This is a genomic window from Microbulbifer thermotolerans (assembly GCF_001617625.1).
GTDB lineage: Bacteria > Pseudomonadota > Gammaproteobacteria > Pseudomonadales > Cellvibrionaceae > Microbulbifer > Microbulbifer thermotolerans.
On sequence record NZ_CP014864.1, the window covers coordinates 1,607,616 to 1,618,226 of the forward strand.

General features: G+C 56.1%; 10 protein-coding genes. 8 read left to right on the forward strand and 2 right to left on the reverse strand.

Going from position 1 to position 10,611, the window contains the following annotated elements:
- Positions 1 to 270 precede the first annotated feature (270 nt).
- The 6 genes from A3224_RS06785 (at position 271) to A3224_RS06810 (ending at position 7,735) form a co-directional block, all read left to right on the forward strand.
- Positions 271 to 1,623, forward strand: coding sequence for an aspartate aminotransferase family protein (locus tag A3224_RS06785; RefSeq protein WP_067152823.1), 1,353 nt, complete (start codon positions 271 to 273; stop codon positions 1,621 to 1,623).
- Positions 1,624 to 1,658: 35 nt separating this feature from the next.
- Complete coding sequence (locus tag A3224_RS06790; RefSeq protein WP_067152825.1) at positions 1,659 to 3,044, forward strand: glutamine synthetase family protein; 1,386 nt, start codon at positions 1,659 to 1,661, stop codon at positions 3,042 to 3,044.
- A gap of 384 nt (positions 3,045 to 3,428) precedes the next feature.
- Entirely contained in the window at positions 3,429 to 4,274 is an 846-nt protein-coding gene (locus A3224_RS06795) for an OmpW/AlkL family protein (RefSeq protein ID WP_175487806.1), read from the forward strand.
- Positions 4,275 to 4,548: 274 nt separating this feature from the next.
- The gene (locus tag A3224_RS06800) at positions 4,549 to 5,892 is read left to right on the forward strand and encodes a glycosyltransferase family 4 protein (protein WP_067152829.1); all 1,344 of its coding nucleotides are present in this window, start codon (positions 4,549 to 4,551) and stop codon (positions 5,890 to 5,892) included.
- On the forward strand, positions 5,892 to 6,665 hold the full coding sequence (locus tag A3224_RS06805; RefSeq protein ID WP_082817423.1) for a class I SAM-dependent methyltransferase: 774 nt from the start codon (positions 5,892 to 5,894) through the stop codon (positions 6,663 to 6,665). Before A3224_RS06800 ends, A3224_RS06805 begins: the two co-directional genes overlap by 1 nt.
- 11 nt (positions 6,666 to 6,676) lie before the next feature.
- On the forward strand, positions 6,677 to 7,735 hold the full coding sequence (locus A3224_RS06810; protein WP_067152831.1) for a prenyltransferase/squalene oxidase repeat-containing protein: 1,059 nt from the start codon (positions 6,677 to 6,679) through the stop codon (positions 7,733 to 7,735).
- Positions 7,736 to 7,842: 107 nt separating this feature from the next.
- On the opposite strand, the gene A3224_RS06815 is transcribed toward A3224_RS06810, so the two are convergent.
- Complete coding sequence (locus tag A3224_RS06815; protein ID WP_067157614.1) at positions 7,843 to 8,460, reverse strand: class I SAM-dependent methyltransferase; 618 nt, start codon at positions 8,458 to 8,460, stop codon at positions 7,843 to 7,845.
- Between the two features lie 132 nt (positions 8,461 to 8,592).
- On the opposite strand from A3224_RS06815, the gene A3224_RS06820 reads away from it, so the two are divergent.
- Positions 8,593 to 9,315, forward strand: a complete 723-nt coding sequence (locus A3224_RS06820; RefSeq protein WP_067152833.1) for an acyltransferase — start codon at positions 8,593 to 8,595, stop codon at positions 9,313 to 9,315.
- A gap of 50 nt (positions 9,316 to 9,365) precedes the next feature.
- Complete coding sequence (locus tag A3224_RS06825) at positions 9,366 to 9,878, forward strand: shikimate kinase (protein ID WP_067152835.1); 513 nt, start codon at positions 9,366 to 9,368, stop codon at positions 9,876 to 9,878.
- A gap of 84 nt (positions 9,879 to 9,962) precedes the next feature.
- Here A3224_RS06825 and A3224_RS06830 read toward each other — a convergent pair whose 3' ends face one another.
- On the reverse strand, positions 9,963 to 10,433 hold the full coding sequence (locus A3224_RS06830; RefSeq protein ID WP_067152837.1) for an Lrp/AsnC family transcriptional regulator: 471 nt from the start codon (positions 10,431 to 10,433) through the stop codon (positions 9,963 to 9,965).
- Positions 10,434 to 10,611: the final 178 nt, after the last annotated feature.

A 10,611-nucleotide genomic window follows, 5' to 3' on the forward strand; every position in this document is an offset into this window, starting at 1 on the left:
CTCGAAGAACCTCTGCCACCAGGAAATGAATTAATCAGAGGCTCCCTAGCTGCTGATTGCAAAGCTTTTATCTCCGTCACCGGTGCCTCTTACCCAACAGCGGAACCAGTGCGTGCGGTTCCGGCAGATCTTGCGCTCCGCCCGAACCCGCCCCTAAAATGTGATCACAAACGGGCCGGGCTGGACTTGGCCGCCGTGAATGACTGATGACGAATCGCATAGAGGCCGGCCCGTTGCCGGTCGTTGCAGCCAGATAGCCAGGAGTGAGCAATGAACAAGAGCGAACTGCAACAACAGGACCGGGAGCACTTACTGCACCCCTTTACCGATTTCCACGAGCTGGGTGAGCAGGGCACCCGGGTGATCACCGGTGCCGAGGGGGTCTATATCACCGATATCGATGGTCACAAAATGCTCGATGGCATGTCCGGCCTTTGGTGCTGTAACCTCGGCTACAGCCGCAGGGAAATTTCCGATGCCATCTATGAACAGCTGAATACCCTGCCTTTCTACAACAGCTTCTTCCAGTGCACCACCGTCCCATCTATTGAGCTGGCGGATGCATTGGCGGCAGTGGCTCCGGCGCACATGAATAATGTCTTCTTCACCGGCTCTGGCAGTGAGGCGAACGATACCAATCTGCGCATTATCCGCCGTTACTGGGACTTGATGGAGCGGCCCGAGAAGCGAATTGTTATTTCACGCAAAAATGCTTACCACGGTTCCACCATCGGCGGTGCCAGCCTGGGAGGCATGAGCGGCATGCACAAGCAGTTTCAGGCCCTGGACTATATTGAGCACATCCAGCAGCCGTACTGGTTTGGTGAGGGTGGGGATATGTCCCCGGAGGAGTTTGGCGTTTACGCTGCCCGCTGTCTGGATGAAAAAATCCAGGAGCTGGGGCCCGAAAACGTGGCGGCTTTTATTGCCGAGCCCATCCAGGGGGCCGGCGGCGTAATTATTCCTCCGGAAACCTATTGGCCGGAAGTAAAGAAGGTGCTGGATCAGTACGGCGATATCCTTCTGGTAATGGATGAAGTGATCTTTGGCTTCGGCCGCACCGGTGAATGGTTCGGCGCCGATTACTATGGCATGCAGCCGGATCTTATGACTTTCGCCAAGGCGGTGACCAACGGGTATTTCCCGCTCGGCGGCACCATGGTGGGGGACCGTGTGGCGGAGGTGATCAAAGCCAAGGGCGGAGAGTTCACCCACGGCTACACTTATTCCGCGCACCCGGCGGCCTGTAAAGCCGGTTTGGCGACTATCAATATCCTGCGCAACGAGAAGATCATTGAAAACGTGCGCGAAAATACCGCCCCTTATCTGGCCAAGCGCTGGGCGGAACTGGCGGATCATCCGATTGTTGGTGAGGCGCGCAGCCTCGGTCTGGTGGGGGCGCTGGAACTGGTCAAGGACAAGTCCAGCCGCGCGCGCTTCGACGACAAGTGCACTGCTGGCGGCGTCTGCCGGGATCTGAGCATCAAAAACGGTCTGGTCATGCGGGCTACTGGCGATACTATGATCATTGCTCCGCCGCTGATTCTGACTAAAGAGCAGGTGGACGAGCTGGTGGAAAAAGCCCGCCGGGCACTGGATGATACCGCCAAGGCACTGGCGTAATGGTCCCGGGATCGGGGACACCGAAAAGGCAATTTATGTCTACAGAAAAAGAACTTGCTCCGCAGACAGGGTTATTGCAGCAATCGCGGCGTTTCCTTGATGAACACTCCGAGCTGAAATGGATTGAGGGCTTTGTGTTCGATATCAACGGCGTGCCCCGTGGCAAATGGCTGCCCGCGGCGTCGGCGGAGAAGCTGCTCAAGGGCGGCCTGCAAATGCCGCGCAGTGCGGTCAGCCTGGATATCTGGGGGCGGGATATTGAAAACAGCCCGTTGGTGTTTGCCAGTGGCGACAGCGACGGGGTCTGTATCCCGGTATCCCCAATCTGCCTGGCACCCTGGCACCGGGAGGCGACGGCACAGCTGCATATGCAGCTGCATGAGGCGGATGGCTCCCCCCTCTATGCAGATCCACGCACCCAGCTGCAGCGGGTGGTGGAGAAATTGAAGGCGCTGGGATATACGGCGGTGTGTGCCACCGAGTTGGAATTTTATCTGCTGCGGGAAGAAGTAGATCACTTGGAGCGGCCGCGACCGGTCAGTGACAATGACGCTGACTTGGTGCCCTCCACCGATGTCTATGATTTGTCCGAGCTGGATGCCCAGCGGCATTTCTTCGCCGATGTGCGCGCAGCCTGTGTGGAGCAGGGGATTCCCGCGGATTCAATTCTCTCCGAGTGCGCTCCGGGGCAGTTTGAGATCAATCTGTTGCACAGTGCCGATGCGGTGCAGGTCGCCGACCAGACGCTGTTGTTCAAGCGTCTGCTCAAAGGGGTGGCGCGCAGCCACGGACTGCGCGTCAGCACCATGGCCAAACCGTTTGGCGGGCAGGCCGGCAACGGTATGCATGTGCACCTGAGTTTGGTCGACAGCCGCGGCAAGAATGTCTTCGATGACGGCAGTGAGCGGGGGTCCGATTTGTTGCGTCACGCTGTTGCTGGCATGCTGGCCAGCGCCAATGATGCTATGGCCTTCTTTGCGCCGCACAGCAACTCATACCGCCGTTTTCAGGAAAGTTCGCATGCGCCGCTCAACCTGTGCTGGGGTTACGACAACCGCACGACCACACTGCGTGTCCCGGCGAGCCAGCCCGAGGCGCGCCGTATCGAGCACCGCATCGCCGGTGCCGATACCAATCCGTATCTGGTGCTGGCGGCGATTCTCGCCGCTGTTTGTCACGGGCTCGAGCACAAGCTGGAGCCGCCGGAAGCGGTCGAGGGCGATGCTTATCAGGTGGAGAGTGAACAGCTCATCAATACCTGGAGCGGTGCGCTCGACCGCTTTGCACGCAGTGCCCTGTGGAAGGAATATCTTGACCCGCGGTTTGTCGAGCTATTCCTATTGTTGAAACACCAGGAGCTGGCGGAGATTGGCGCGCGCGTTACAGACGTGGAGTATCAGAGCTACCTGCACCGGGTGTGAAATTGGTGGCTTTCAGCTATTCGCTGCCTTCGCTGTGTATTGCGCAGGCCCCGGACATCGGATCCCTGCAGATGTTGGACTAGTGAGTCGGTCCGCAATAGCCTGGGAAACGGCTTTAGCGACAAGCGAGGCAGGGTGGAGCATCCTCTGCTATACCTAGTTTAAGCGCGTGACGCGCTTGAGACTCTCCTCCTGAAAGTGTGTTCGAGAAAGCTGGCCCGCCTCTTGGCGGGCATTTTTTTACTGCAGAAATTTGACGGTATTTCTTTCCTCAATTTTACTGGGGACTTGATGCGCTTGGCTGCAGTCGGAAACAGCCTGCCTATACTGGAGGTAGCCGCAGCGGCGGCAAAGGAGCTTTTGAGCGTTACAAGGAGTTGCCCCATGAGATTGAAGTCCCTCCTAGTCCCACTGGCAATGGCGGTTTTCACCGGCCTTGCCGCCCCATCGGTGCTGGCGGGTCCTTCCGGTTACCCGGTTCAGGCGCCGCCTCAAGGGATATACACCGCCGGTACCGTTTTAGTGCGCATTGGCGCTGCTTACATAGAGCCAGACAATAAGGATGTATACGAGGGTACTCAGTCTTTCCTCGTGGAGGATCCGTCCGGTGATGTTGTCGGTGAGGTGCCGGTAGACGTGTTTACCAGAGTGAACCTGGACGACGATACCACCTGGTATATCAGCGGTGTCTGGTTACCGATAGAACACTTTGGCCTGGAGTTGTACTTTGCAGCCGATGGCAGCCACGATGCGTCACTTTTTTCGTCGGCTCGAAGTGAGGGGGCTTTTGTCGGTGATTTTTCTACGGGAATTAGCGATTTTGACAGCTATACGACCAGCCTGTATGCCAATTGGTATCCAATGGACCCGACATGTTTGATACAGCCTTATGTGGGTATTGGCGTCAGTTATGTCGATTTCGAGGATGAATTTATCCGACCGGTGTTCCGAGCATTTGGGGAAGAATTTGGAGTACTCCGTCTCGGCAGCGACTTCAATTGGTCCGCGCAGGTAGGTGTGGATTTTAACTTTGGCCGCGACAATGGTTGGTTGATCAATCTCTCTGCAATGTACGTGAAGTCCGACCCCAGTCTCGAATTGGGCTACGATACCACGACTCAGCCGGCTGGATTTGGTGAGTCGGTAGTGCTTCCGGTACGTATCCGCAGTGATCTGGACTTCGATCCGTGGATAATCAATCTGGGGGTGGGTTACCGCTTTAGCTTCTAGGCGCCGTTTTACACTCCGGCAGCCGGGGCGGCCTGCACTACCACTGTGTAGCTGCGGTTCGCGACGGCGCCGTGATTTTGCTGGCCGGGCGGGCACCCGCACTTTGCCGGGCGGTCGGAGAGCGCCACCTGAGGTGACTGAAAGGTGAAGGAATCGCCTGTTCGGTATTAGCAGTGTTCCATTAATGTGAATTATTTCCTTCTGGCAGTCATTTCTGCACCAGTGTATTCTTCGCACTCGCCATCGGCACCATAACAACGCAAATGGGGAATTCATGACCGCCTTGGAGAATTGTGCAGACGGTCTGCCGGCCGCGGACACGCGGCCGCTGAAAATATGCCTGCTGGGATATCGCAGTCACCCGTACTGCGGAGGTCAGGGAATCTACCTTCACTATCTGAGTAAAGCGCTGGTAGAGGCCGGCCACTCGGTGGATGTGATCTCCGGCCAGCCTTATCCGGAACTGGACCCGCGTGTAAAGCTTATCAAGATGCCGGGCCTGAACCTCTTTGAGGTGGAAAACCCGACCCGCGCTCTGCGCTGGCGGCATCTCTTGTCCTGGACAGATTTCTACGAGTGGTGGACCAAGCTGAGTGGCGGCTTCGCCGAACCCTACACGTTCGGCCGGCGCGCGGCAAAATATCTGCGCCAACACGGCCATCGCTACGACATAGTGCATGATAACCAATCTCTCTGCTACGGACTGCTCAATATAGAAAAGAGCGGTTTGCCGGTTGTCGCCACTATCCATCACCCGATTACCCGCGATCGCCAGCTGGCGCTGGAGGCAGCGCCCGATTGGCGCTATCGCCTGCTGGTGCGTCGCTGGCACAGCTTCCTGAATATGCAAATAAAGGTGGCGCGGAAGCTGCGCAACATAGTTACCGTTTCGCAGCAGTCTAAGCGGGATATTATCGATCAATTCGGTGTGCAGCCTGAGCAGATTCGGCTTATCTACAACGGTATAGATACCGATGTATTCAAGCCCCAACCCCAGATTCAGCGCAGGACACAGCGGATTATGACCACCGCTTCAGCGGATCAGCCGCTCAAAGGCCTGCGTTTTTTGCTCCAGGCAGTGGCTCAGTTGCGCCACAGTCAGCCGGAGCTTGAGTTGCTGGTAGTGGGACGGTTGCAGAAGGGGGGCGCTACCGAACAGCTCTTGCATCAATTGGGACTGCAGGATGCGGTGCACTTTGTTTCCGGTATTTCCAACCAGCAAATGGTGGACTACTACGCGAGTGCCAGCGTGGTGGTATGCCCTTCACTTTACGAGGGCTTTGGGCTGCCGGCTGGGGAGGCCATGGCCTGTGGTGTGCCGGTGATTTCCAGCGATGGCGGCGCGCTGCCGGAAGTTGTCGGCGATGCGGGCATCATTGTGCCTGCCGGAGACAGCGCGGCGCTGGTGCGAGCTCTGAAAAAATTACTGTCTGACGACAAACTCCGCGCGGAGCTTGGTGAGAAGGGCCGACAGCGTATAGAGCAGCAGTTCTCTTGGCGCTTGGCCGCAGCGCACTTGGTAAATTATTACCGCGAGATTCTGGGGCAGAAAAAAATTAAATCACTGCCGTTGCGGGAGCGAGGGGCCGCCGGGAACAGTCGTGTGGAGGCTGCTTGATGATCACAGTGGAGCCGCAAAGACTGCACTTACAGCCGGGGCAGAAAGTATTGGATCTAGGGTGCGGGGAGGGGCGCCATGCAATTCACTTATGGCTTTCCGATGCAGTGGATGTTGTCGGGGTTGACCTCAATTTTACCGATGTACGCACAGCCTGTGACCGCGCCCGGCCATTTGCTGAAAATGCGACCCCTCCCGGACGATTACTTCTCGGCGTCGCCGACGGGCAACAGTTACCCTTTGCAGATAATACCTTTGATGTGGTGATTTGCTCGGAAGTGTTGGAGCATATCGAGGATTACCGCGGATTGCTGGCGGAAATCGACCGGGTTTTGAAGCCTGCGGGCGTTTTCTCCGCAAGTGTGCCCGCATTTTTTCCCGAGTGGATCTGTTGGCGCCTGAGCGACGAATACCATCAGGTGGAAGGTGGCCATATCCGTATTTTTCGTGAGCGGGTACTGCGCGGCAGTATTGAGGACCTGGGGCACCGCCTTTACTTCCGGCACAAGGCGCATGCTCTGCACTCCCCTTATTGGTGGCTGAAATGCCTGCTCTGGCACAAGCCGGAGTCCAGAGTCCTTGCGGCGTACCACAAGCTGTTGGTGTGGGACATGATGCAAAAACCGCGGCTGACCCGTGTCTTGGAGCGACTACTGAATCCCCTGTTGGGCAAGAGCATTGTCTTTTATTTTGTGAAGCCCCGCGATTGTGAAACGGCTGGTGCCGAATACCCTCGAGCGGGTGCTTCTGTTGCAGTGGAGGGGCGGTCTTGAACGGTCTCACAATGCCCGCCCTTGTTCCTACAGAATTTTTTCCGGCAGGATTTGTGCGTGACAGTGCTCGATATATTCTGGCACGTCAGCAAACTGACGGCGCCATACCCTGGTTCGATGGCCATTATGCGGATCCATGGGATCATGTGGAAGCGGCCATGGGGCTCAGTATCGCTGGTGAATTTGCCGCGGCGGAAAAGGCCTACCGCTGGCTGGCGGACAACCAGTTGCCCGACGGCAGTTGGTGGGTAGCCTATAAAAACGGTAGGGCACACAACACCGAACGGCGGGAAAGTAATTTTGTTGCCTATATTGCCACGGGTATTTGGCATCATTATTTAATTAGTGGCGACGAAGCATTCTTGCGGCGCTACTGGCCCGTGGTTGAGCGCGCGGTGGATTTTGTACTCGGCTTGCAGACGGAGCACGGAGAAATTCACTGGGCCGTTGACACTGATGGACGCCCTTTGCAGGACGCGTTGATCACCGGCTGTTCCTCCATTTATAAGAGCCTGGAGTGTGCGCTCAATATCGCGCACCGCCTCGGTTGTTCCCGCCCCCGTTGGATGCACGCCAGACGGGCACTTGGTTTTGCCCTACGAGAGAAGCCACAGCGTTTTGATCGCACTTGGGAGAGCAAAGCGCGCTTCTCGATGGATTGGTTTTATCCGGTGTTGACTGGTGTGTTCTCCGGCGCTGCTGCGCGCGCGCGCCTACAGAAAAAATGGGATGAATTTGTGGTTGCTGGCCTCGGCTGCCGTTGTGTAAACGACGAGCCCTGGGTGACGGTGGCAGAGAGTTGTGAGTTGACCATGGCGCTGCTGGCGGTGGGAGAGCGTGGTCGTGCGGCGAAACTTTACCGTGGCCTGCACCGCTGGCAGGACAGGGATGGCGGTTACTGGACGGGTTATGTCTACCGGGATATGGCCATCTGGCCGGAGGAGAAAACCACCTGGACAGTGGGTGCCATGTTACTTGCCGCTGACGCCCTGGCCGGACTGACGCCGGCAAGTAAACTTTTTACTTCTGTGCGGCTGTTGCAGGACCCTGCGCTGGTGGCGCTGAGCTAGCGAGTTTCTGCAAATACGCCTGAGGACTGTGGATAGTTTCGGACCGCTCCTGTGTCTGAAACACTTTTTGTAGGGAGCGGCCCGGGTGCGAACGAATCCGGGGCCCTTCAGATCCTCCGCAGAATTCCGAGAGTATCCACCATCTCCACCAGTTCGAATTGTGCTGATGCCAGGGCCATTTTATAGATTTCATAGGGCGCCTGTCCGCCGTCGGCGGGATCGGGGAATATATCGTGAATGGCGAGGTAGCCACCGGGCACAATGTGGCGGGACCAACTGCGGTAGTCTGTCATGGCCGCTTCGAGCGAGTGTCCGCCGTCGATAAATACCAGGCCCAGGGGGGTGTTCCAGCAGCGCGCAGCTACCGCGGAAGGCGCAACGATGGGTACCACCCAGTTTTCGAGGTGCGCCGCTCGGATATTTTCGCGGAAGGTGCGAAAGCTATCCATGAGCTGCGTGTTTTTGTCGAACAAATCGGGGTCGTGGTATTCCTCGCCTGGTTGATGTTCTTCTGAGCCGCGGTGGTGATCCACTGCAAACAGCACCCTGTCTGTCAGTTTGCACGCTGAGGCGAGATAAATTGTGGATTTACCACAGTAACTGCCCACCTCCAGGCTGGGACCAAGACTGCTGGCTTCTGCAGCTAAGTGATAGAGGGCTTCTCCCTCGCGGGCGGCGAGAAAACCTTTGATATTGTGAATATTTATTGGCAGTTTGAGAGACATGGTATACCGCTCTTTTTTTTTCAGTGGCGCACACACTAAACCGCATGGAGAGGAAATGCAATTGTGTTTCCAAATGCGCGTTGTTTTCCGTGAGCGTGCATAATATGCCGGGATTAATCAGAGGAGTTTAAGATGCGCAGGGATCATAAGCCCTACTGGTTAAAGCGCTGGCAATATAAGTTGCGAAAATGGCGTGCGCGGTATTTTTTATTGCCGCAATTTGATTCCGTGGGGAAGGATCCGGAAATTATGAATCCAGGTTCGGTGCACGTATTTGGTGGGAATATCCGTTTGGGAGATTACCCGCATCTGATTTCCACGCCGGACAATTGTATCCGCCTGACTACATTGGGCCACAAGGGCGCGGATGCTTTTATCACAATCGGTGATTATGTGTTGATTTCCCCCGGTGTGCGAATTTCCGCAGCTGAATCGATCGCCATCGGCGACGCCTGTATGATTGCTGCCAATGTCTACATTTCCGATTCCGACTGGCATGGGTTGTACAACAGAACACGACCTTTCCGCTGTACGGCACCCGTGAGCCTGGGTAATAACGTTTGGGTGGGGGACAGTGCAATAATTTGCAAGGGAGTTCATATTGGAGACAATTCGGTTGTCGGCGCGGGTAGCGTGGTGACAAAAGACGTGCCCGATAATACTGTGGTGGCTGGCAACCCCGCCCGCGAGATCAAAAAGCTCAATCCCCGCCGGAGAATGATCACCCGCGAGGCCTTGTTCGCTGACGCCTTCCGCCAGGCTCACAATATGGATGCGCTGGATAAGATGCTACTGGATGGCAATTCGCTTTGGGGGTGGTTGCGCTCGCTGGTATTGCCGAGGCGGGGCGATTGATGGTTGCAGCAGTAACTGACTGCCCGCCGGGCAAGTAATAGAATAGCCAAATGAAGAAATACAATAGCATCGTATTAATCGGTATGCCGGGTGCCGGCAAGAGTACTTTGGGAGTATTGCTGGCCAAAGAGCTGGCATTGGATTTTGTCGATACCGACATGTTGATCCAGCTGCGGGAGGGTAAGACGCTTCAGGAGATCATTAATGAGAGCGATTATTTGAATCTGCGCCGCATAGAGGGAGAGGTGATTGCGTCTGCCGATCTGCCAAATCATGTGATTGCTACCGGCGGCAGTGCCGTGTATAGCGAGGAGGGAATGGCCAACTTGAAGCGGTTCGGGCCCGCGATTTTCCTGAATTGTTCTGCAGAGGAGTTGCGCCGGCGTATTCACAATTATGAACAGCGCGGTATCGCCAAGGCGCCGGGGCAGTCGTTCGAGGAATTGTTCGCCGAGCGGCAGGCGCTGTACCGCAAGTATGCGGATATTACCGTTGATTGCGATGGCAGAAGTCTGCAGCAAGTGCTGGATCAAGTATGCAGGGAGCTGGAGGCCCGGATCTAGGTGGCAAGGCCTGTGCACGGACCGGGCCCCGCCGATACTGGCGGGACCTTTACCTCGGTCTCAGTGCGCTTTCCCCAAGCAGAATCAAAGCGGTAGCTGAGTGGTGTACTTCACCTGCTTCAGGGCGAAGGTGGAGTTAACGGAAGCAACATTGGGCAGGTGCACCAGTGAGCGCTTTAACAGCTGTTCGTAGTGCTCTACACTGTCCACAACCACTCGCAGGACATAATCCTTGTCACCACTGGTGGAATAGCATTCCACTACTTCCTGCACATCCTGCACCGCTGACTCGAAGTTGTTTAGGGACTCCTCGTCGTGGTTGTGTATGGTGACATAGCAGTATACTGTGACCCCCAGGTCGAGTTTTCGGGGGTCTAAGAGGGTAACGCGACCGCGGATAATGCCCTCTGCCTCCAGGCGTTTAATTCTGCGCCAGCAGGGTGTGTGGGATAAGCCCACTTTGTCTCCGAGTTCCGCCATGGAATAATCGGCGTTCTCCTGCAGCGCCCGCAGAATCTTGCGGTCGAAATCATCCAAGTCCGCTGAACGCTTCATATAAACTCCTATCCTATAATAATTGTGTTGTTCGAGATTTCTATCATAATTTTACGCATATATGCGTAAATAAAGCAATGCTCTATTGCGTTGAACGCACTAGTATGGTCTGGACAAATCTTCGCACTGGAAGATTTTTTTGTGATTGCCCGCCAGTCCGCTTGCCGGTACGGGACGG

Coding starts and splice junctions, on each gene's coding strand:
- A3224_RS06810 (WP_067152831.1), top strand. CDS start 6,677: ATGCCCGCCCTTGTTCCTACAGAATTTTTTCCGGCAGGATTTGTGCGT.
- A3224_RS06820 (WP_067152833.1), top strand. CDS start 8,593: ATGCGCAGGGATCATAAGCCCTACTGGTTAAAGCGCTGGCAATATAAG.
- A3224_RS06805 (WP_082817423.1), top strand. CDS start 5,892: ATGATCACAGTGGAGCCGCAAAGACTGCACTTACAGCCGGGGCAGAAA.
- A3224_RS06800 (WP_067152829.1), top strand. CDS start 4,549: ATGACCGCCTTGGAGAATTGTGCAGACGGTCTGCCGGCCGCGGACACG.
- A3224_RS06795 (WP_175487806.1), top strand. CDS start 3,429: ATGAGATTGAAGTCCCTCCTAGTCCCACTGGCAATGGCGGTTTTCACC.
- A3224_RS06790 (WP_067152825.1), top strand. CDS start 1,659: ATGTCTACAGAAAAAGAACTTGCTCCGCAGACAGGGTTATTGCAGCAA.
- A3224_RS06825 (WP_067152835.1), top strand. CDS start 9,366: ATGAAGAAATACAATAGCATCGTATTAATCGGTATGCCGGGTGCCGGC.
- A3224_RS06830 (WP_067152837.1), bottom strand. CDS start 10,433: ATGAAGCGTTCAGCGGACTTGGATGATTTCGACCGCAAGATTCTGCGG.
- A3224_RS06815 (WP_067157614.1), bottom strand. CDS start 8,460: ATGTCTCTCAAACTGCCAATAAATATTCACAATATCAAAGGTTTTCTC.
- A3224_RS06785 (WP_067152823.1), top strand. CDS start 271: ATGAACAAGAGCGAACTGCAACAACAGGACCGGGAGCACTTACTGCAC.